The organism is Alkalimonas amylolytica, from assembly GCF_900107845.1.
Lineage (GTDB): Bacteria > Pseudomonadota > Gammaproteobacteria > Enterobacterales > Alteromonadaceae > Alkalimonas > Alkalimonas amylolytica.
In genome coordinates this window covers 503,826-524,347 of sequence record NZ_FNRM01000001.1, presented here as the reverse complement: position 1 = coordinate 524,347, position 20,522 = coordinate 503,826, and the positions used below count along the sequence as shown (strand labels likewise).

The window sequence follows — 20,522 nt, the reverse complement described above, 5'->3', positions numbered from 1 at the left end:
GATGAAAGCTATCTGAGGGCTCAGTCAGTGCTTTTCAAGGGGGAAGCTGGTCTGCTATCAGTTCCAGTTCCAAATCTGACAGCTGTTGATGCCATTGCGACGCAGCCGGTTACGATCTGCTTCGGCCTGGCGGCGGCTGTCGTAAGGGCCCAGCACCACTCGATACCAGACACCATTGCTGCCTTCGGTGCGGCGGATATTGGAAGAAAAACCAGCAAAAGCAATCTGTGCCCGCATCGCATCGGCTTGTTGTTCGCTGCGAAAGGAAGCGCACTGCATCTGAAATGGTCCGCGCGACTCCAGCTCACGCACTTCCACCACCACCTCGCGGTTTTCCAGCTCACGGATGTATTGGTAGGGCTCTTCAGTTGGACGCTCGGGTAATTCGTCTTTTACTACTGCAGGTGGTTGCTGTGTGCTAGTCACCGGCTCCTGTTGGTTAATGGTCCAGAGAAACCAGCCAAAGACAAGCACCAGCCCAGCCGTGACCGACAGCAGCAGCCAGGGAAAAGGCGCTTTGACCGGCGCTTTTTTACGAGGTTTGGCTTGTGGGCGGGCGGTTTTCACATAATCACGTCTTGGCATGGCGGGCCTGGTACTCCAACATCAAATCAATGGCTATTCTAGCGGTTTAGGGGACAGCAGTGCAATCAGCATCCGCAGAACCGGTCGGTCGGAGCTACTTCATGGGCTAACTCGAGCCTTTGTCTGAAGGATAGTGCGGCTTTATGGAGTGGCTATATCCAATAAAGCCATCAAAGGCTTCACTTGATCCGGGTCGGCAAGGGATGCGGCAACCTTGGCAATGTCTTCGGCCAGTGGGCGATCTTGTTGCAGCGGTGCCGCAAGGTTGCGGATCCAGTGGCGCAAGGCTTGCGAGGCGTGGCTAAGCGATTCGCTGTTTTTTAACTCGGCGCCCTGCACCAGAATTAAGGCTTCAATGGCCAGGATCTGATAGAGCTGGGTTAAGCTGCTGCTGGCACGCCGCGCCGCTATGGTACCTAATGGCACTATATCCTGGTTATCGGCGTTGGTTGGGATCGATTGAATGGAGGCAGGCATGGCCTGGCTACGTAGCTCAGCGACCAAGGAGGTAGCGCAGACCTGAGCCCCCATGAAACCACTGTGTAAACCGGTATCCTGTGGCTGCATAAAGGCAGGTAAACCTTTATTCTTCAGCGGATCAGTAATACGTGCAATGCGTCGTTCGCTGTAAAGCGCCATTTGGAGCAGGGCATTGTTCAGGTGGTCACTGGCAAAGGCCAGGTGTTGGCCAAAAAAGTTGCCACCATGCAGCACCAGCTGATCATCGGCCAGTAGCAGTGGGTTATCTGTGACGGAGCCCAGTTCAATGCGTACAGTGCTGGCATGCTGACAGACTACGTCCAGCACGGCTCCTAACGCTTGTGGCGCACAGCGTAAGGTATAGGCATCCTGCAGCAGTGGCCGGTTCTGCGCGATATCCTCTGGCATTTCCGCCAGTCGTTCAGGGGCAGCTTGCCAGGGTGTTAACGCCTGACTGCTGGCCGATAGTGACCAGAGCCAGCGGTGCAGTTGCTGTTGACCAGGGTGGGGTCTTACTTTACCAATGGCTGGATGAAAGGCTTCGCGATGACCTGCCAGCAGCTCTGAGTAAAGCAACACCAGCAAGGTGCTCAGCTTCACGGCTCGCTCAGCCGCGGTGGCGTTTAAAGCCGCGATGCCAGCTGTCACTGAGGTGCCATTGACCAAGGCAATGGCATCTTTGCCATGCAATACCAGTGGCTGCCAACCCAGCTGCTGATGTGCCGCAGCACTGTCCACCCAGGGGCCGCCTTGGATACTGACACGGCCGCCGCCACTGAGTGCCCGGGCCAAATGTGCCAGTGGAGTTAAATCGCCGCTGGCACCTACGGTGCCTTGCGACGGTATCTCAGGCACGACATCCGCCGCTAGCCAGGCTTGCATGCGCTGAAGCAAGGCAGGGTTGGCTCCCGAGTGACCGAGTGCCAGGCTGGCAATGCGGGCGACCATCATGGCGCGGACATGCGGACGAGCCAGCGGTTCACCAACACCACTGCAGAGATGGTACACCAGGTTTTGTTGTAACAGGGCCGATTGCCTGGGATCCACCTCTGTGGTTGCTAAGGGGCCATAACCGGTGGTGACACCATAAATACGCTGGCGCCCGGCGATGGCATTCAGAAGGAATTGGTGTGCTGCGGACACTGCCTGTTGTTGTGCTTCAGACAATACTAAGGTCTGGCGGCCAAGGGCAATGGCCTCAACGGCTTCAAGTGTGAACTGCTCATCTTGCATAGCATTTTTCCCCTGGCAACGGCTACCAGTCGGTACGCTTGCCGATGGCATTGGTTGGAATGACGTCACCATAAGTGATGTTTATTGGGCGCTCTGCCGCTGGCCAGAGTGCGATCGTGTTGGCGATATCTTGCTCAGCTATTGCTGGATCGACAGCAGGTACCACAAAGGCTTTCAAACGTCGTTGTGCATCAGGACCTGTGGGGCGAACGGCACATTCCTGCACGCTGCTTAAGGCGCGTAAACGCTCAGCAACCCGGGTCGGGCTGACATTGATACCTCCTATGCTGATGACATCATCCAAACGGCCATGCAGCTGAAAAGTGCATTCACTTAGCCAGTGCAGCTGATCCATCAGTGGTGTGCCGCTGGTGTCACCCCTGCGTTTGATATGTTGGCTGTCAAGGCGCTGCCAGTGGGCGAGCAGTTGATAGCTTGATTCGGGCCACCAGCGGGTGGCGATACCGCCCGTTTCTGTGCTGCCGTAAATATCAAGCAAACCGGTCAAATCATGCTGCAGCAAGCTGGCCACTGTGGTATCTGCTAAGGGGCCGGTGGAGCTGACACCAAGCACCTGGGCCGGCCAGGTTTTACCCGAGCGAGCCAAAAAGTCCCAGCGCGGTGGAACCGTCACCAGCAGATCACCGCTTCTGAGCTCAGGCAAAGCCTGGTTGCTGCCATAGTTGCGGGGGATGCCGGCACAGGCTGGCAATGCCACCGCCACCATAAAACCGTAGAGGTGATGCAGCGGCAGCCAGGATACCACGCGCTGGATGGGCCGCTTTGCTGCCAGACACTCGGCCAATGCAGCGGCTTCAGCTTCAATGTGTTGCCAACTATGAAGGTGAGAGGTAGGAGAGCCCGTGCTGCCCGAGGTTCTGAAAGTAAGCCCCGAGGTGGTGCTAATGGCTGCTGCTACCAAAGTGGCCCATTCATCCAGGCTGTTGGTCATGAGCAATCGATCTTCCGCACCGGTTTCATGCAAACGGAAAAACTCGTTAACGCAGCCGGCAAGATGCAACCGCTCCAACGAGTCCAGCTCTGGCGGCTTTTGTCCATCGGGGATGGTTGAACCGCGGTAAGCGCTAAGCTCTGCTCGCACCAGGTCGAGCAAAACAGCTCTGCAGTCTGTGACTGTAAGCCAGTGTGGCATCTTCAGATCCTACATCGGAAGTATAAGGCTGGATGGTGTGAGCAGGGCTGCTCAGCGTTTCAGGCTGATGAGCCGCCCTGACATGGCATTACAACCGTTTGACAAAAATCCAGTAGCTGTCGCCAGAAATAGCTTTTTTCATATGGACTTTTACTTTGGTGGGCTTCATCTGGTAATCAAAAACGTATTCAAACATGGTGTTCAGATTGCCGTTTTGCACCCCCTCTTTAAAACGGCCCTGAAACTCTTTGCTTTGGGTGCAGGGGGCCACACTGGTAAAAAAGTTTTTACCAATCACACTTTTAGGGTCGCGGCCAGTAATGCTTCCCTCTGCCGCATTGTATTGAATGATTTTACCACTACCATCGAGTTGGATGGCACCGAAGGCCAGCTTATCAAGGCTCTGGTCATCCATCTTTGCCAGTGAATTTTCGATATCGTCGCCGCCGAAACGAATTGTTTCTAATGTCATAGTAAGTACCTTATCTGTTGGTGATGCCCATTGAGACTAGCTTACGAGCAGCGCACTAAAAGCGTCTACAAAATAGGAGTACGCAAAATTTAAGCTATCAGCTAAACATAAGCATAGCAAATGACTTCACCTTGCCGGCTTGCGTTTCAACGTATCCGTACTAGCCGGATGCTGCTTGCTGAGCGCGAGATTATACAGAGCAGGGATTAAGACAGATCAACCGGATCCACATCCAGTTGCCAGCGCAGTTTGCGGGTCAGTGGCCAGCTTTGGCTGGCGGCAATCAGCTGATTTAGTAGCTGGTGCAGGCCTGAGCGGCTGGCGCTGTAGCAATGCAACTGCCAGCGGTACTTACCCGCTTTACGCTCCAATGGTGCTCGTATCGGGCCCAGCAGTTGTACTTCAGGAGCTTCGGTTTGCACCAGCTCAACCAGTTGCTGCAGCCATTGCCTGGGCAGTTCATCCTGATGCGATTCGGCACGAAACAGCGCCAGGAACTGATAGGGGGGCAGTAAGGTTTGTTGACGTTCGGTCAGTGCCAGCCGGGCAAAGGAGTCGTAGCCGTTGTGGAGGATATCCTGCAGCATGCCGTGATCCGGGTAACGGCTTTGCAGCAACACTTTGCCGGCATGCCGGGCACGGCCTGCGCGGCCGGCAACCTGGGTGATCAGCTGTGCCAGCTGCTCCGGGGCCCTAAAGTCGCTGCTAAAGAGGGCGCCATCCACATCGACAATCACCACCAAAGTCACTTGCGGGAAATGGTGGCCTTTGGCCAGCATCTGGGTGCCAACAATCAACTGGGGCCCGCCCTGGGTGATCTGGTGCAATGCCTCGGCCAGGCTGCCTTTACGCCTGGTGCTGTCCCGATCCAGTCGTACCACGGGGTAATCCGGGAACATCGGTTGCAACTGCGCTTCCAATTGCTCGGTACCCTGACCGAGCGGCACTAGCCGGGTACTGCCGCAATGGCCGCACTGCCTCGGCACTGGCCGGCTACTGCCACAATGATGGCAATTGAGCTGGCGATCGCTTTTATGCCAGGTCATGCTGGCATCGCAGCGCTGGCAATCCGCCACCCAGCCGCATTCCTGACAGGACAGTGCCGGGGCAAAACCGCGCCGGTTTAAAAACAGCATCACCTGAAAGCCTTGCTGCAAGGTGTGTTTTATTTGCTGGATGGTGGTATTGGCCAAGCCAAATTGCACTGGCTGTTGCTGCAAATTAATAAGCTCCAGGGTCGGCAATTGCTGACCACTGGCCCGGCTACTGAGAGTTAGCAGCTGAAAGCGGCCTTGCAGTGCATTGTGCAGGCTTTCCAGGCTGGGAGTTGCTGAGCCAAGGACAACCGGACACTGCTCCAGTGCGGCCCGTTTGATGGCCAGATCGCGGGCATGGTAGCGAAAGCCATCTTGCTGTTTCAGCGAGGCATCATGTTCTTCATCCACCACGATCAGGCCAAGCCTGGCAAAGCGTAAAAACAGTGCCGAGCGGGTGCCAATCACAATAGCAGCACTACCGGTGGCTGCTTGCTGCCAGCACCCCAGGCGTTCGGTATCGGTTAAGCCGGAATGCCAGCTCAGCACCGGCACAGCAAAACGATCGGCAAAACGCGCCAGCGTTTGCGGGGTTAAGCCTATCTCTGGTACTAGCACCAGCACCTGCTGGCCCTGAGCCAGCAAAGGCGCGATGCTCTGCAAATACACTTCGGTTTTACCTGAGCCGGTAATACCTTCCAGCAAAAATGGCTGAAAACGGCCTTGCGCCTGGACGATGGCACTGACCGCCAGTGCCTGATCGGTGGTCAGCTTTAAACCGGCACTGGCAGCCGTTAATGCCGGGTAGGGGGCAAAAGGTACTTCGATGGCTGTGACCAACTGCTTTTGTAGCAGCGCTCGCAGCGCCGGTCGTTGTTCGGATGTGATGCTATCAGCGGCTAAGGCCCCTTGTTGCAGTTGCTGCCACAGCGCCAACTGCTTAGGCGCACGTTTTAAATCTGCCTCTGCGGTCGTTTCACCTGCCTGGGTGAGCTGGTAGCTGAGCGACTGACCAGTGGGAAGCGGTTTACCCTCCCGCAGCAAAGCCGGGATGGCGGAGATCAGCACTTCCCCCAGTGGATGGTGGTAGTAATCGGCAGCAAAGGACAGCAACTGACAAAGATGTTCCGACAGCACGGGCGCAGCGTCCAGTGGCTCAATAATAGGTTTTAACGCATCCTCGGCAAAAGCATCGGCCGGTTGCAGTTGCCAGACAATCCCTACCAGCGCGCGTTTGCCAAAGGGCACCCGGACACGGCAGCCAACCTGCACCTCAATCCCTGCAGGCAGCAAGTAATCAAAGGACTGGCGCAAGGGTACGGGCAGAGCTATCCGGATCACAGACACTGGTGTGGGTACTCGTTTATCGTGGTGTGGTCACCACAGTCTGGAACATAGGGTTAGTGTATCGACCGAGCCCCTGGCTTCGCAACCGATAAAAGCGGTGAATATTTTAGAGCCACATCTTGCAAGCATACCGCAGATCGAGTACCCTACGCGCCCTAATTGAACTGTAACTGCGTATGGTGCCCGGCGTTTAGCGACCAGGTGGCGATACGGCCTTAACGAGGTAACCCATGAAACCAGGAATTCACCCGGAATACCAAGAAATTACTGCAACCTGTACTTGCGGTAATACGTTTAAAACCCGTTCAGCCCTGTGCAAAGACATCCACCTGGATGTGTGCTCTGCCTGCCACCCATTCTACACCGGCAAGCAAAAAGTACTGGACGTTGGTGGCCGTGTTGACCGCTTCAAAAAGCGTTTCAGCATGGTGGGCAAGCGTTAATCACGCCTGCGCTCAACAAAAAAAGCACCTACGGGTGCTTTTTTTGTGCCTGTCGTTTGCGGCATGGAGCAAGACAGTTCAGGTGATACTGCTTGACAATCTATACAAGATGGCGAATATTTATCCAATCTGTTTTGAGTGAACCTTTGCCTTGTCATGATTGCAGCATGCTTAATTGATGTCGTTAACCCCCCGGCTTACTCGCTGAGTGGTTTGCATGCCTGCTCGGTCGATTACCACTTATCCGAGTGGTTCGACGAATAACCTCCTCCTTTTCGTAGCACCTTAACAGGCTCTGTCTGACCAGGCCTGTGCCTGTTGCCATGGCTTTGCCCTGGTATACCCACAATAACAATTCAGGAAGCAATAAAATGAAAGCGATCATTGCGATAACAGCTATGCTGTATTGTGCTGCCGGTTCTCTGTCGGCTGCGTGCATCACCGAAGAAACAGAACCCAATAACTCTGCCAGTGCAGCAAATGGTCCGATTTGTGACAATGTGCCTGTCAGTGGCAGTGTCAGCCGCACCGACAGCAGTGACTGGTTTTTTCTTGATATCCCAGAGCTCAGTGATGTGACCATCACGCTCAGTCACCAGTCCGGAGCCGATGCCGATTGGTATTTTTATGAAGCCAGCCGTACCGGGGTTAACCAGGATATTGCCAGGCGTGCCACCAGTATGAACCCGGAAGTAGGTACGGTTAGCAATGTCGAAGCAGGGCGCTATTACATTGAAGTAAACCGTTGGAGTGGTTCACCCAATTATCAGCTGACTGTGACGCTGGCAGAGCCCGAGGTGTTTGATGAAGTGGATTGCGGTTACGGCTTTCGGCCGGCCAAGCCCAACAACATCACCAGTTACCTGACGGGCACCCCAAGCGATGTCTGTATAGCACTGGATGCCAACAACCCTGCTTTACTGCTGATGGGCGGTGGCTCCGATGTGGATGCTGCCTTTAGTCAGCGGATCCGGCCACATTTGCAGGGCGGCAATATCGTAGTGTTACGCACGTCTGGCGCAGATGGCTACAACGATTACTTTATGGAGCTGACAGAAGCGGCCTCGGTTGAGTCGATCATTGTCAATTCCCGTGATAAAGCCAACAGCGATTATGTTGACTGGGCGATTCGCACGGCCGAGTTTGTCTGGATGGCTGGCGGCGATCAATCCACCTACGTCGATTATTGGCAAGGCACCCGGGTGCAGGAGGCCATTCAATACGTGTACAGCAAGGGGGGAGTGATTGGCGGTACTTCTGCCGGTAGCATGGTGTTAAGCGAGTTTGTGTACGATCCGGGCTCTCGTCCGAATGCCATCAGCCGCGAATTGGTTGCAGATTTTTGTGATAGCTCCATCCATATCAGCAGTGATTTCCTGCAATTCCCACAACTGGCTGGCACACTGAATGATACCCATTTTGCCAATCGCGACCGGATGGGGCGTTCTGCCGTATTGCTGGCGCATCTGGGCGCGGAAGGGCGCACGGTATCCATCGATGAGCGAGCCTCTTTATTTGTTGGTGCCGATGGCACTGGCATCGTGGATGGCACCGGCGCAGTCTATGTGTTGCGGGCCGATGAACAGACGGTGTTTGCTCAAACCGACTGTGGTCAACCTGTCATCATCCACGATTTGCTACGGCACCGCCTGGTGGCTGGTGATCAATACGATTTATTCAGCAACAGCTCGGATGTACGGCCTATCCGGCTGAGTATTGATGGCAGTCAGCCTTACAGCCAGGCTTACAATCCAACTAATCCATACCTTTACTACACCAGTTTTCTGTTACGTGCAGAGGCGATGGAGGGCGCCAGCGTAACGCCGGCCGAGCGCTACGTGATCGCCGGTGAACCAGCTGAGTTTCAGATCAGCCTGGAGGATGGCTGGCAAATCACTGAAGTGACCGGTTGCTACGGTGTGCTGGAGCAGCAGAGTTATCGGGTGGAGTCGGTGATATCCGATTGCGATATTCAGGTGCATACCGGCCTGGCCTACGATACCGAGTCTCAGTTGGAACTGATCCGGGTAAATCAGGGCCGCTCAGGCGCTACGCTGGTTCAGCTGCGCTGGGACAGTGCGACCCAACCATTGTTGCTGCAACGGGATGGTGAAACGGTCGCGGTATTGACGCGGCCTGGTCGTTACAACGATCAGTTTAAAACCAGTGCTGCAGGCGTCACTTATCAGCTGTGCGAACAGAACGGGCTTTGTACCGCTCCGCTTTGGGTGCAGTTTTAAATAGCCATTTAACAAACCCCCGCCGTCTGGCGGGGGAATAAGTCGGGTATATTTTTAAAAGCGGTCAGATACCGATACATCCCTATGTATTTTTTGGTTAGATAGCACCCTAAAGCCCTAATTCATCTACCCTGGCATTAAATGGAAGTTATGTTTATTTTAAATATAAATTGTTTGATGTGAATTCGATGATCCAATAGACTTAAACTTTTGCCTGAGTTACCCACGATGCGGCCTAATTGTCTGTTATCCATTTTTCTGCTTTTGCTGCTTCTCTGGTTGCCTTCGACTTATTTTTTGCTGGTTGATGATGAACTGAGGCCGGAGGTACCAGAGCTGCTAAAAATTACAGGCTCGCAGCGACCAGAGGTTGATAATTATTACATCCAAGCAATGCGATTGGCTGAACCATTATTGGATGAGCAGCAGATACTGCAGCTGTATGTCTCGGCGGAAAGGGTTGATCTCTTTACTCCAAGACGACGTTGGCCGGAATTGGATATGTTGGATGCGCTGTATCAACATCCACTGTTATGCGAACTGATAGATCGTGAGTGCAGAGCTTTTTTGATTGAGCACGAAGAAGAAATCAATCAGCTGCTGGAAGACTTTGAGGGAATGTTGAGACACTATGAGCAGATGCAGCAGTTAAGCAACATTCGTTCAATCGATGAGCTTAATGTTAGCGTCAATTGGGTGGGCTTGCTTGCGCTTGAACGGATCTACGCACTTGCTATCTTTCAACTAATTCAGCAATCTCAGCTCGAATTGGCAGAACAAAAATTAACGGTATGGGTAAAGCAGCAGCGCAAACTGATCAATGTGCCTTCCCGCCTGTTTGTATCATCGCTCTTTTTTCACAAAGTCGATACGCTATTTCTACCATTAGCGTATGAGTTAAAGCAGCATCATTCAGGACCTTTGCCAGAACTTGCAATGGAACTTACGCCATTAAATCACAATGAGCTTACAGCCCTAAGCAGCAAGAAATTTGAGCTTGCTGAAACACTGTTCGTCCATAAAGATGCATTTGAAGCGCAAGGCCTTGATGGTCGTGGCATTTGGAAGCGACTCATGCTAAAACCCAACCTCTCACTAAATTGGCTTTACCAAAATCACTGGGATGGATCCGGTACAGAAATCATGGATCCCAAACAGTGGTACTTCGAAGTACTTGCCAGGCGCTCTGTGGAGGAGTCCACAGCCACAAATCTGCTAGCTGCTTTGCGAAGTAAGCTGCGAAGGTACCGCAACTACGTTGGAAGTAGCGTGACAGAGTCATTCATAATCAGCCTTGATATGCACGCACTGGAACGCATTCGAACTGATTCGTTATTGCATTTGTATCAGCGGTACTTACGTTATGATATGGGTGACATTGATGATAAGTCTCTGCCAGCTTTTCAAGAAAATCCTTATACCGGGGAACCGGCCTTTTATCACGATCATCAATGGTGTTATCGGCTTGACCAGCTAATTTGTTTACCTTGAGTTGGGCAGGTCAGCGCAAAACTAGGGATCCTCTCACGTTTTAAGAATAGAGATGTTCAAAGTAGAACGTGACTTATCCAAACCAGGGAACTAAAATGTATGTACAAATGTCAATACTGTAATTGTCATGCATTTTGAGTGGGATGATGCCAAAAATTTGGTCAATATCCGCAAGCATGGCATCGACTTTGCTGATGTGACCGATATCTTTAATCACCCCATGCTGGCGATGCCGGACAAGCGGGAGGAGTATGGTGAGGAGCGCTGGATAGCTATCGGTTGGATACATGCCCTGATCGGCGTGGTGGTTTACACGGAGCGACAGGGTGATGTAATCCGTATCATTTCTGCCCGAAAAGCGACTAAATACGAGGTACGCCGTTATGAACAAAGTCTCCAAAACTGATTGGAAACGTTTGTCTGAGATGGAAGACAAGGACATTGATACCAGTGACATTGCCGAGTTGGACGATGCCTTCTTTCAGAACGCAGAAGTGCAAGTACCGCCCAAGCAGCCTGTGACCTTACGGCTGGATGCGGACGTACTGCTTTGGTTCAAATCCCAGGGACAAGGGTACCAGACCCGCATTAACAAATTACTGCGGCGCTATATGGAAAGCCAGCAGTCCCGTCCCCGTTAGTGCCAGTTTGCCTATGCCGCAGCTTTGCTGCTCAAGTCGCTTTTACTTTTTCGCTTTGCTACTCGCTGCTTTTTTCTTACCTGCCACTTTTTTCTTTTTCACCGGCACCTTGGCTTCTCTGTGTTTCGGTCTTAAGCCTTCAATAAAGCGGCGCTTGAGCTTTTGCTCGGTGTAACGCTCAATTTTACTAAGAATTGCCATATCGTGCGCTTCCACCAGCGAGATGGCGGTGCCTTTTTTACCGGCCCGGCCGGTACGGCCAATGCGGTGCACGTAGATATCGGCGGTACGTGGCATGTCGTAGTTAATCACATGGCTAATGTCGTCGATGTCCAGGCCGCGGGCAGCGACATCCGTGGCGATTAGCACCGGGGACTGACCTTGCCGAAAGCGGAAGATGGCTTGCTGGCGTTTATCCAATGGCATATCGCCTTGCAGCCAGCAATTGCGAATGCCAGCGGTTTGCAGCTGGCCGGTCAGTTGCGCCAGGCGCTCTTTGGTTTTGACAAAGACAATGGCTTTTTGTACTTCAGGCTGCTTTAGCAGGTGGGTTAGCAGTGCCAGCTTGTGGTTGACATCATCGGCCAGGTGGATCCACTGGGTAATTTTGCCGCGCTCGCGTCGTGGTGGTTCGGCTTCAATCCGCTCCGGTTCCTGCAGTGAGTGGCCGGCAAAACGCTCCAGATTGGCGCCTTCCAGCGTAGCCGAGAACAGCATGGTTTGTTTGCGTTGCCTTGCTTCCAGCACAATGCGGTTCATTTCACCGATAAAGCCCATATCCAGCATGCGATCGGCTTCATCCAGGATCAGCAGTTCGATGTGTTCGGCCTGAAATTTTTCTTTATCCAGGTACTCAATCAGGCGGCCTGGGGTGGCTACCAGCAAATCGTTGTTTTTGGTCAGTACATCGGTGTGGCTGTCGTAGTGGCTGCCGCCGGTGATCACCCCGGCATTGAGCTCGGTAAACTGGATCAGTTTCTGAATCTCCTGATGCACCTGATACGCTAGCTCGCGGGTAGGCGTCATGATCAATACCCGGGCAAAGCCGGGTGAGCGGCGCGGAAAATCCAGCAGATACTGGATTGCAGGTAGCAAAAACGCCAGCGTTTTGCCGGTGCCGGTCGGGGCGCAAGCCAGAATATCGCGAGCCTCCAGCGCAAAGGGCAGCACCATTTGCTGGATCTGGGTGGCTTGCTTAAAACCACATTTTTGCAGTGCCCGGTTCAGGGCCGGGTCCAGGTCAAACTCATCAAATTGCATGCATTGCTCTCTTGTGTAAAGCCGCTCATGGTGTAAAGCCGCTCTTGGTGCAAAACCGCCGGGCGGATGACAAGGTGACTGCGGCCAGATACACTTCACCCCGGAGGGATTATGGCAGCAGGTTTTCAATGTAAACAGTTTTTCATCGGTCATCAGCACTGCGCGATGAAAGTAGGCACCGATGCACTCTTACTAGGGGCCTGGGCCCGTATTCCTGCCACCGGCAGCCTGCTGGATATTGGCTGCGGCAGTGGCATTCTTAGCCTGATGCTGGCGCAGCGCAGTCAGGGTCTTCTGCCCATTACCGCGTTGGATCTGGATGCCGGTGCGGTGCAGCAAAGCCGTATCAATGTGGCTGCCAGCCCCTGGCCAGACGCTATTCAGGTGTTTGAGCAGGATATTCTAACCTATCAGCCGGCAGAGCGTTACTCTTTGCTGCTGAGCAATCCACCTTATTTTCATCAGGCTTTGCCAGCCAGGGAGCCAGCCCGCCAGCTGGCGCGCCACAGCGCTAGCCTGCCCTGGCCACAGTTAATGCAACAAGCCGCACAATTGGCCAGCGAGGATGCAGATTTTGCCCTGGTGATTCCGGTTGACGGCCTGCCCTTGCTGTTGCAGGCGGCTGAGATGAGTGGCTGGCAGTTGCGGTGTTTATGCCAGGTACAGCCCAATCCGCACAAAGCAGTGCGTCGGGCCCTGGTGCAGCTGAGTCGGCAACCGGTGGTGCCTGAGCACAGTCATTTGTGCATTCAGCAAGCCGATGGCCACTATACCAAGGCCTACCGCCAGCTGTTAAAAGACTTTTACCTGAAATTCTAGCCTGGGCTTTGCCCAAGCGATTACAACGTTTCCAGCTCAGACAGCAGCTGATCGACCCACTGCTTTAAGCGTTCATCTGTCAGTTCGTACTGGTTTTCATCATCCAGTGCCAGGCCATAAAACCATTGACCATCGTCGGTTAAAGCTTTGGAGGCTTCGAATTCATAGCCCCGATTGGGCCAGAGACCAATGCGATCGCAACGGTTGTGGCTGATAGCCTGATGCAGCATGCCAAGCGCATCCTGAAACCATTCGGTGTAGCCAATCTGATCGCCCATGCCATAGAGCGCGATGACTTTGTCGTTCAGATCCAGCCCGGCGATATCGGCCCAGCAGGCTTCCCAATCTTCCTGCAGTTCACCAAAGTCCCAGGTGGAAATGCCCAGGATCAGAATATCGTAATCCTGCATCCGGCTCAGTGGAGTATCTTTCAGGTTATGCAGTGCGACCAGCTCAGGTCCCAGCAATTGCTGAATTTTTTCCGCCACCATTTCGGTGTAGCAGGTGGTGGAGCCATAAAAAAGACCAATCTGCATGGGTCAGGTTCTCGGATCAGGCAAGACAGGGGCCAAGTGTAGCAAAAGCGGCACGCAGGCAAAAGCAAGGTAAGACTTACCTGAGCAAGTCTGTGTGAGAAACCGGCTGTCAGGATGGAAACTGAGGTGCTGTTCGCGGTACACTGATTGTTGAGAAAGTCTTTCATCCAAGAGCAGAATCGCGGTGGCGCAGCCAGAGCATCCATTGATCGAGCAATTTTTACAGCAGTTGTGGCTGGAGTCGGCCGCCAGTGCTCATACGCTCAGTGCATACAGCAGCGACATCCGGCAGTTCACGGCTTTTTTGGCTGAGCATGAGGCGGGGACAGACTTGCTGCAGGCGCAGCCAGAGCAGATTGAGTTTTATCTGGCGCATCGGCAGGATAAACAATACAGCGCACGCAGCACCTCGCGTTTATTAAGTGCCTTAAGGCGTTTTTACAGCTGGCTGCAGCACAGTGGTCAGCGTACCGATCATCCGCTCAGTCAAACCCTGAATCCCAAGCTGGGACTGAGTCTGCCGAAAAGCTTGTCGGAAGCTGAAGTGGAAGCCTTGCTGGCCGCGCCCGATCTGACCGCAACCATAGGGCTTCGTGATAAAGCCATGCTCGAAGTCCTCTATGCTGCGGGGCTTCGGGTCAGCGAATTGGTGGGGCTGACCCTGCGGCAATTGAATTTACGCCAGGGAGTTTTGCTGGTGCAGGGCAAAGGCCGAAAAGAGCGGCTGGTGCCGATTGGCGAAGAAGCCATGGACTGGCTGCAGCGTTATTTAGCTGAAGCCAGGCCCGATTTGCTAAATCAGCCGACAGAGGTCTTGTTCCCGAGCAGCCGTGGCCAGTTAATGACCCGTCAGACCTTCTGGCATCGGATCAAGTTTTACGCTAAGGTAGCGGGCATTCAAAACCCGTTGTCACCGCATACCTTGCGTCATGCCTTTGCCACGCATTTGCTGAATCATGGTGCGGATTTACGGGTCGTACAGATGTTACTCGGGCACAGCGATTTATCAACCACCCAAATTTATACCCATATCGCGCAGGCCCGCTTGAAGGACTTGCATCAACAACATCACCCTCGCGGTTAACTATCAGCGTTGGGATTAACTTAGAGTACAGGAAGCATCATGTTTCGATTTTCAATCTTACTTGCAGCACTTGGCTTGTGGAGCAGTGCAACGCTGGCAGAAGTGACCTCTGCTTATGATGAAGCCAACATCAGCCGTCAATTGACCCAGCTTGGCTTGCAGGTCGATTCGATGTCGCCATCACCAGTGGATGGATTAGTGCAAGTGTTTACCAATCGCGGGCTGTTTTTTGTCAGCAACGACGGCAACTTCTTTTTTGAAGGCAACGTATTTGATATTCAAAACCGCCAATTGGTCAACGAGCAGCAAATGCGGCCATTTCGTCAGCGGCAGCTTGAGCAGCACAGCGATTACATTGAGTACAAAGCCAAAAATGAGCGCCATGTGGTAACCGTCTTTACCGATCCCAGCTGTGGCTATTGCCGTCGTCTGCATCAGGAAATTGCCGATTACAACAAAGCGGGCATCACGGTACGTTATTTGGCTTTCCCTCGTGGTGGCCTTGGATCGGATACCGGCAAAGAGCTTGAAGCTATCTGGTGTTCGCGCGATAAAAACAGTGCCATGGACAGAGCCAAAGCAGGCCGTTCAGTGAGTGCCATTGAGTGCCGTAACCCGGTTGCTAACCACTACCAGTTGGGACAGGCCTTTGGTGTCACTGGTACCCCTGCGATTTTGTTGCCGACTGGCCAGATGATCCCAGGCTATCAGCCAGTAGCAGCCTTGGTTCAGCAGTTGACGAACTGATATGGCGACTAAGCAGCTCCGCCAACGCACTGTCCCAGCCGCGACCTTAGCCGGTGATTTGCATCCTGTGTTGCAACGTTTGTATCTAAGCCGTGGTGTGCGGGATGTGAAAGAGCTCAGCCGCACTGCGGCCGATTTACTGCCTTGGCAGCTTTTAAAAGGCATGGTCGAGGCCAGTGATTTGTTGATTGAGGCACTGCAAAGCCAGCAGCATATTGTGATTGTCGGTGATTTTGACGCCGATGGTGCCACCAGCACAGCGGTATTGATGGCGGGTTTAAAAGCCTTTGGTTTTAAATACCTGGAATACCTGGTACCGAACCGCTTTGAATATGGCTATGGCTTAAGCCCGGAAATTGCCGAGCTTGCCGTGGCGCAGGGCGCAGAGCTAATTATTACGGTGGATAATGGTATCTCTGCCATCGATGGGGTTGCGTTTGCAAAAGCCGCTGGGGTAAAGGTATTGGTCACCGATCACCACCTGGCCGGCAGCGAGTTGCCAGCTGCTGATGCCATCGTCAATCCAAACCAACCGGGCTGTGATTTCCCAAGCAAAGCCCTGGCCGGGGTAGGCGTGGCTTTTTACTTGCTGTTGGCTTTACGCGCCCGTTTGCGCGAGCAGCACTATTTTCAGGAAAAAGACCTGCAAGAGCCCAATCTGGCTGAGTTACTGGATTTGGTTGCGCTGGGTACGGTGGCTGATGTAGTGCCGCTGGATAGCAACAACCGCATTTTAGTGCACCAGGGCCTGCAACGTATTCGCTCTGGCCGCTGTCGGCCTGGTATTCAGGCGCTGATGGATGTGGCTAACCGCACTGCCAGCCGGCTGACTGCCAGCGACTTTGGCTTTGCACTGGCTCCCAGGCTAAATGCCGCTGGCCGGCTGGATGATATGTCGCTTGGCATCAGTTGCCTGCTGGCTCCTGAGCTTGGGCAAGCCCGCGAGCTGGCTGCCCGGTTGGATGAGCTGAATGTGGAGCGACGGGCTATCGAGCAGAGTATGCAGTTGGAAGCGCAGCAATTTTTGCGTCAGTTGTCCTTGCAGCAAGCGGAGCTGCCTGCCTGTTTGTGCTTGTATCAGGCCGATTGGCACCAGGGGGTGATTGGGATTTTAGCTGGCCGCATCAAAGAGCAGTACCACAGGCCAGTCATCGTGTTTGCCGAGGGCGATGCCGGTGAATTAAAAGGATCGGCCCGATCCATTCCTGGGCTGCATATCCGCGATATGCTCGAAGCCATCGCCAGTCAGTATCCGGGCTTGCTGAAAAAGTTTGGCGGCCATGCCATGGCAGCGGGTTTAACCATTGATGCCGACCGGCTGGAAACCTTTCAATTGGCACTTGATTATGTAGCCAGTCGCTGGGTCAGCGATGAGCTGTTGCTGGCGGAGCTGTTGACCGACGGTGAGTTGCCACAGGATTGCCTGGCGCTCGACTTTGCCGAGTTGCTGCAACAGGCGGGTCCCTGGGGGCAAGCCTTCCCGGAGCCAGTGTTCGAGGGCGATTTTCGCCTGCTGCAACAAAAAGTGCTGGCCGATAAGCACCTGAAATTGATGTTGCAGCATAGCTCAGGTCAATTAGTGGATGCTATCTGGTTCAATGCCGATCGCAGCAGCTGGCCTGATGTGAATGTGCAGCGGGTTCGGCTGGCGTATCAGCTGGATGTGAACGAATTTCGCCAGCAACAAAACCTGCAATTGCTGGTACGGCATATGATGGCCGTATAAACGGCGAAAACTACTGCCCTTGACGTGGAAATTTGCTACAATCCACGCCAATTTTTTGTTGCCGTAGCAAGGTTCAGTGTCCATGTTTGAAGTCAACCCAGTCCACCAGAGTATCAAAGACGTTACCGAGCGCACTGCTGTGCTTCGGGGGTATCTTTGACTACGATACCAAGCAAGAACGCCTGGAAGAAGTAAGTCGCGAACTGGAAGACCCAGCCATCTGGAATGAGCCGGAAAAAGCCCAGGCGCTTGGCAAAGAGCGTTCAGCACTGGAACAAGTGGTCAGCACCATCCAGAAGCTGGAACAAGGCGTGCAGGATGTGGCAGGCCTGGTGGAGCTGGCGGTGGAAGCCGACGACGAGGATACCTTTGAAGAAGCCAAGACAGAGCTGGCCGATTTGATACAACAGCTTGAGTTGCTGGAGTTTCGCCGTATGTTCTCTGGTAAGCACGATGCATCCGACTGCTATCTGGATATTCAGTCGGGCTCGGGTGGTACCGAAGCACAGGATTGGGCCAGCATGCTGATGCGGATGTACCTGCGCTGGGGCGAAGACAAAGGCTTTCATCCGGAACTGTACGAAGTCACCGATGGTGATGTAGCAGGTATTAAAGGCTGTACCATCAAGTTCAGTGGTGAATACGCTTACGGTTGGCTGCGCACTGAAACCGGTGTACACCGGCTGGTGCGTAAAAGCCCGTTTGATTCTGGCAATCGTCGCCATACGTCTTTTGCTTCGGTGTTTGTGGCGCCGGAAATTGACGATGATATCGAGATTGAAATCAATCCGGCCGATTTGCGCATTGATACCTACCGAGCCTCAGGTGCCGGTGGTCAGCATGTCAACCGTACCGACTCGGCCATTCGGATCACCCACTTACCGACCAATACAGTCGTGCAGTGCCAAAGTGATCGTTCGCAGCACAAAAACCGTGACAATGCCTTCAAGCAACTGCGCGCCAAGCTGTACGAGCTGGAGCTGCAAAAACAAAATGCTGAGAAGCAGGCGCTGGAAGACAGCAAGTCGGATATCGGCTGGGGCAGCCAGATCCGCTCCTATGTGCTGGATGACTCCCGCATTAAAGATTTACGGACCGGTGTTGAGACCCGCAATACCCAGGCGGTGCTGGACGGCAATCTGGATAAATTTATCGAAGCCAGCTTAAAAGCCGGCTTATAAGTTCAATTACGCTATAACTTACATGACTCAGGAATCGAAAATGGCCGAACAGCAGAATCAAGATAACGAAATTCAGGACGTTAACAAGCTGATTGCTGAGCGAAAACATAAATTAGCGGCACTGCGCGAAGACGGTTTTATGTTCCCGAACGATTTTCGGCGCGACAGTATTTCCAGCGATGTGATTGCCACCTATGGGCACCTGAGCAAGGAAGCGCTGGAAGAACAAAAAATCACCGTTAGCCTGGGTGGTCGTATCATGACCCGGCGCATCATGGGCAAGGCCAGCTTTACCACCATTGCGGATATGGGTGGCAAAATTCAACTCTACGTCGCCCGAGACAGCTTGCCAGAAGGTGTGTACAACGAGCAATTTAAAAAGTGGGATCTGGGCGATATTATCGGTGCCAGCGGCCACTTGTTTAAAACCCAAACCGGTGAGTTAACGGTGTGGCTGACGGATATCCGCTTGCTGACCAAAGCTCTGCGGCCGCTGCCAGATAAATTCCATGGTTTAACCGATAATGAAGCCCGTTATCGTCAACGGTATCTGGATTTAATTTCGAACGAGCAATCGCGTAAAACCTTTTTGGTGCGCAGTAAAACGGTGGCCTATATCCGTCGCTTTTTCAACGATGAAGGTTTTCTTGAAGTGGAAACGCCAATGTTGCAAGGCATTCCGGGCGGCGCCTCAGCGCGGCCGTTTGAAACACATCACAATGCACTGGATATGCAAATGTTTTTGCGTATCGCCCCCGAGCTGTATTTAAAGCGGCTGGTGGTAGGTGGTTTTGAAAAAGTATTTGAGCTGAACCGTAACTTCCGTAATGAAGGGGTGTCGACCCGCCATAACCCAGAATTCACCATGCTGGAATTTTACTGGGCTTATGCCGATTACAACGACTTAATGGACTTAACGGAAAAGTTGTTCCGGGGCCTGGCACTGGATATTTTGGGCACGACCGAAGTACCGTATCAGGGCGAAGTCTTCGATTTCGGCAAGCCGTTCGCCCGCATGTCGGTTACTGAGTCTATTTTGCACTACAACCCGACGGTAAGCAAAGAGCAGCTGGCAAGCCGTGAAGCGGTCGCTGAACTGGCGAAAAGCCTTGGCATTGAAGTGAAAGCCAACTATGGCCACGGTCGTATTCTGATGGAAGTGTTTGACGAGCTGGTAGAAACCAAGCTGCGTCATCCAACCTTTATTACCGAATACCCGGCGGAAGTGTCCCCACTGGCAAGGCGCAACGATCATAACCCGGACATAACTGACCGCTTCGAATTCTTTATTGGTGGCCGTGAGCTAGGGAATGGTTTTAGCGAGTTAAACGATGCCGAAGATCAAGCCGAGCGTTTCCTTGAGCAGGTGAAACAAAAAGATGCCGGTGATGATGAAGCCATGTTTTACGACGAGGACTTTGTCACTGCACTGGAGCATGGCTTACCGCCGACTGCAGGCCAGGGCATTGGGATCGATCGTTTGGTGATGCTACTGGCCGATGCACCTTCGATCCGCGATGTAATCCTGTTTCCACATATGCGGCCAGAGGCGAAATAACTGCCTTATCGCTGGCCGAGGAGCCTCGGCCAGCGATACTTCTTATTGACCAATTCGGGTGCGAACTTCATTGACCAGCGGTGAGTGACCCAGGCCGTTGTTATTGGCCCACTCGATATAGCCTGCCTGCTCTAGTGCAGCAGAGCGCATCTGTTTCACAATGAAACTGCCTATTTCAAATGACTCATTACGCATGGCAAATTGCAATAAGGTCTCGTCGTTGCAACGGATCCCATCGTATATATTGCGTAAGTTCAATCGGTTGTCAGACAGATAACGACGCATCTGGTTTCGGTCATCTTGTTGCACCATGCTGCAAACCATCTCGGCTTGAGGATCCGCTAAGGTCATACCGGATAGTAACAAGGGGGCTAAGGCAAAGATTGCTTTTTTCATGATGGGCATCTCATCAAATTGAATGGGGAAACAAAGAGCTGGGCTTAGCTCTTTGTTTCAGTATAGTCTTAATTTGGCAATTGCCAGCAAAGGCCG

General features: G+C 53.1%; 19 protein-coding genes. 11 read left to right on the top strand and 8 right to left on the bottom strand.

Annotated elements, in window-relative coordinates:
* Nucleotides 1–57: 57 nt before the first annotated feature.
* From BLW37_RS02330 to priA, 5 genes are all read right to left on the bottom strand, one after another.
* Complete coding sequence (locus BLW37_RS02330; RefSeq protein ID WP_091338819.1) at nucleotides 58–585, bottom strand: SPOR domain-containing protein; 528 nt, start codon at nucleotides 583–585, stop codon at nucleotides 58–60.
* A 141-nt stretch (nucleotides 586–726) separates the two neighbouring features.
* A complete protein-coding gene (locus tag BLW37_RS02325) occupies nucleotides 727–2,298 on the bottom strand; it encodes an HAL/PAL/TAL family ammonia-lyase (RefSeq protein ID WP_091338816.1) in 1,572 nt (523 codons plus the stop codon).
* 22 nt (nucleotides 2,299–2,320) lie between these two features.
* Nucleotides 2,321–3,451, bottom strand: a complete 1,131-nt coding sequence (locus BLW37_RS02320) for an AMP-binding protein (RefSeq protein ID WP_091338814.1) — start codon at nucleotides 3,449–3,451, stop codon at nucleotides 2,321–2,323.
* 88 nt (nucleotides 3,452–3,539) lie between these two features.
* The gene (gene pyp, locus BLW37_RS02315) at nucleotides 3,540–3,923 is read right to left on the bottom strand and encodes a photoactive yellow protein (protein WP_091338811.1); all 384 of its coding nucleotides are present in this window, start codon (nucleotides 3,921–3,923) and stop codon (nucleotides 3,540–3,542) included.
* A gap of 206 nt (nucleotides 3,924–4,129) precedes the next feature.
* Nucleotides 4,130–6,304 carry a primosomal protein N' gene (priA, locus tag BLW37_RS02310; RefSeq protein WP_091338808.1) on the bottom strand — a complete coding sequence of 725 codons (2,175 nt, stop codon included), beginning with the start codon at nucleotides 6,302–6,304 and terminating at the stop codon, nucleotides 4,130–4,132.
* A 230-nt stretch (nucleotides 6,305–6,534) separates the two neighbouring features.
* Between priA and rpmE the strand changes: the two genes are divergently transcribed.
* The 5 genes from rpmE (at nucleotide 6,535) to BLW37_RS02285 (ending at nucleotide 11,119) form a co-directional block, all read left to right on the top strand.
* Nucleotides 6,535–6,747 carry a 50S ribosomal protein L31 gene (rpmE, locus tag BLW37_RS02305; protein WP_091338805.1) on the top strand — a complete coding sequence of 71 codons (213 nt, stop codon included), beginning with the start codon at nucleotides 6,535–6,537 and terminating at the stop codon, nucleotides 6,745–6,747.
* A 371-nt stretch (nucleotides 6,748–7,118) separates the two neighbouring features.
* Nucleotides 7,119–8,987: a Type 1 glutamine amidotransferase-like domain-containing protein gene (locus tag BLW37_RS02300; RefSeq protein WP_091338802.1), complete on the top strand. Its 1,869-nt coding sequence runs from the start codon at nucleotides 7,119–7,121 to the stop codon at nucleotides 8,985–8,987.
* A 228-nt stretch (nucleotides 8,988–9,215) separates the two neighbouring features.
* Complete coding sequence (locus BLW37_RS02295) at nucleotides 9,216–10,478, top strand: hypothetical protein (RefSeq protein WP_091338800.1); 1,263 nt, start codon at nucleotides 9,216–9,218, stop codon at nucleotides 10,476–10,478.
* 127 nt (nucleotides 10,479–10,605) lie between these two features.
* Nucleotides 10,606–10,884 (top strand): BrnT family toxin, encoded by a 279-nt coding sequence (locus BLW37_RS02290; protein ID WP_091338798.1) that lies wholly within the window; start codon nucleotides 10,606–10,608, stop codon nucleotides 10,882–10,884.
* Nucleotides 10,862–11,119 (top strand): BrnA antitoxin family protein, encoded by a 258-nt coding sequence (locus tag BLW37_RS02285; RefSeq protein ID WP_091338795.1) that lies wholly within the window; start codon nucleotides 10,862–10,864, stop codon nucleotides 11,117–11,119. The genes BLW37_RS02290 and BLW37_RS02285 overlap by 23 nt, the downstream gene beginning before the upstream one ends.
* Nucleotides 11,120–11,161: 42 nt before the next feature.
* On the opposite strand, the gene srmB is transcribed toward BLW37_RS02285, so the two are convergent.
* The gene (gene srmB / locus BLW37_RS02280) at nucleotides 11,162–12,379 is read right to left on the bottom strand and encodes an ATP-dependent RNA helicase SrmB (protein WP_091338793.1); all 1,218 of its coding nucleotides are present in this window, start codon (nucleotides 12,377–12,379) and stop codon (nucleotides 11,162–11,164) included.
* A gap of 111 nt (nucleotides 12,380–12,490) precedes the next feature.
* Here srmB and BLW37_RS02275 point away from each other — a divergent pair, with 111 nt between their 5' ends.
* Nucleotides 12,491–13,198, top strand: coding sequence for a tRNA1(Val) (adenine(37)-N6)-methyltransferase (locus BLW37_RS02275; RefSeq protein ID WP_091338790.1), 708 nt, complete (start codon nucleotides 12,491–12,493; stop codon nucleotides 13,196–13,198).
* 20 nt (nucleotides 13,199–13,218) lie between these two features.
* On the opposite strand, the gene fldB is transcribed toward BLW37_RS02275, so the two are convergent.
* On the bottom strand, nucleotides 13,219–13,734 hold the full coding sequence (fldB, locus tag BLW37_RS02270; RefSeq protein WP_091338789.1) for a flavodoxin FldB: 516 nt from the start codon (nucleotides 13,732–13,734) through the stop codon (nucleotides 13,219–13,221).
* Nucleotides 13,735–13,918: 184 nt separating this feature from the next.
* Between fldB and xerD the strand changes: the two genes are divergently transcribed.
* The 5 genes from xerD (at nucleotide 13,919) to lysS (ending at nucleotide 20,030) form a co-directional block, all read left to right on the top strand.
* On the top strand, nucleotides 13,919–14,818 hold the full coding sequence (gene xerD, locus BLW37_RS02265; RefSeq protein WP_091338786.1) for a site-specific tyrosine recombinase XerD: 900 nt from the start codon (nucleotides 13,919–13,921) through the stop codon (nucleotides 14,816–14,818).
* Between the two features lie 39 nt (nucleotides 14,819–14,857).
* Nucleotides 14,858–15,565, top strand: coding sequence for a bifunctional protein-disulfide isomerase/oxidoreductase DsbC (dsbC, locus tag BLW37_RS02260; protein ID WP_091338785.1), 708 nt, complete (start codon nucleotides 14,858–14,860; stop codon nucleotides 15,563–15,565).
* 1 nt (nucleotide 15,566) lies between these two features.
* Nucleotides 15,567–17,291, top strand: a complete 1,725-nt coding sequence (recJ, locus tag BLW37_RS02255) for a single-stranded-DNA-specific exonuclease RecJ (protein WP_091338782.1) — start codon at nucleotides 15,567–15,569, stop codon at nucleotides 17,289–17,291.
* An 82-nt stretch (nucleotides 17,292–17,373) separates the two neighbouring features.
* Nucleotides 17,374–18,472, top strand: a protein-coding gene (gene prfB / locus BLW37_RS02250) for a peptide chain release factor 2 (RefSeq protein ID WP_139243646.1) whose coding sequence is annotated in 2 segments (ribosomal slippage) — nucleotides 17,374–17,448 and nucleotides 17,450–18,472 — 1,098 coding nt in all. Because the reading frame shifts where the segments join, the coding sequence is not laid out codon by codon here.
* 40 nt (nucleotides 18,473–18,512) lie between these two features.
* Nucleotides 18,513–20,030, top strand: a complete 1,518-nt coding sequence (lysS, locus tag BLW37_RS02245) for a lysine--tRNA ligase (RefSeq protein WP_091338781.1) — start codon at nucleotides 18,513–18,515, stop codon at nucleotides 20,028–20,030.
* Between the two features lie 42 nt (nucleotides 20,031–20,072).
* On the opposite strand, the gene BLW37_RS02240 is transcribed toward lysS, so the two are convergent.
* On the bottom strand, nucleotides 20,073–20,426 hold the full coding sequence (locus BLW37_RS02240) for a DUF3718 domain-containing protein (protein ID WP_171907522.1): 354 nt from the start codon (nucleotides 20,424–20,426) through the stop codon (nucleotides 20,073–20,075).
* Nucleotides 20,427–20,522 lie beyond the last annotated feature (96 nt).

Coding starts and splice junctions, on each gene's coding strand:
- BLW37_RS02330 (WP_091338819.1), bottom strand. CDS start 585: ATGCCAAGACGTGATTATGTGAAAACCGCCCGCCCACAAGCCAAACCT.
- BLW37_RS02325 (WP_091338816.1), bottom strand. CDS start 2,298: ATGCAAGATGAGCAGTTCACACTTGAAGCCGTTGAGGCCATTGCCCTT.
- BLW37_RS02320 (WP_091338814.1), bottom strand. CDS start 3,451: ATGCCACACTGGCTTACAGTCACAGACTGCAGAGCTGTTTTGCTCGAC.
- pyp (WP_091338811.1), bottom strand. CDS start 3,923: ATGACATTAGAAACAATTCGTTTCGGCGGCGACGATATCGAAAATTCA.
- rpmE (WP_091338805.1), top strand. CDS start 6,535: ATGAAACCAGGAATTCACCCGGAATACCAAGAAATTACTGCAACCTGT.
- BLW37_RS02300 (WP_091338802.1), top strand. CDS start 7,119: ATGAAAGCGATCATTGCGATAACAGCTATGCTGTATTGTGCTGCCGGT.
- BLW37_RS02295 (WP_091338800.1), top strand. CDS start 9,216: ATGCGGCCTAATTGTCTGTTATCCATTTTTCTGCTTTTGCTGCTTCTC.
- BLW37_RS02290 (WP_091338798.1), top strand. CDS start 10,606: ATGCATTTTGAGTGGGATGATGCCAAAAATTTGGTCAATATCCGCAAG.
- BLW37_RS02285 (WP_091338795.1), top strand. CDS start 10,862: ATGAACAAAGTCTCCAAAACTGATTGGAAACGTTTGTCTGAGATGGAA.
- srmB (WP_091338793.1), bottom strand. CDS start 12,379: ATGCAATTTGATGAGTTTGACCTGGACCCGGCCCTGAACCGGGCACTG.
- BLW37_RS02275 (WP_091338790.1), top strand. CDS start 12,491: ATGGCAGCAGGTTTTCAATGTAAACAGTTTTTCATCGGTCATCAGCAC.
- fldB (WP_091338789.1), bottom strand. CDS start 13,734: ATGCAGATTGGTCTTTTTTATGGCTCCACCACCTGCTACACCGAAATG.
- dsbC (WP_091338785.1), top strand. CDS start 14,858: ATGTTTCGATTTTCAATCTTACTTGCAGCACTTGGCTTGTGGAGCAGT.
- recJ (WP_091338782.1), top strand. CDS start 15,567: ATGGCGACTAAGCAGCTCCGCCAACGCACTGTCCCAGCCGCGACCTTA.
- lysS (WP_091338781.1), top strand. CDS start 18,513: ATGGCCGAACAGCAGAATCAAGATAACGAAATTCAGGACGTTAACAAG.
- BLW37_RS02240 (WP_171907522.1), bottom strand. CDS start 20,426: ATGAAAAAAGCAATCTTTGCCTTAGCCCCCTTGTTACTATCCGGTATG.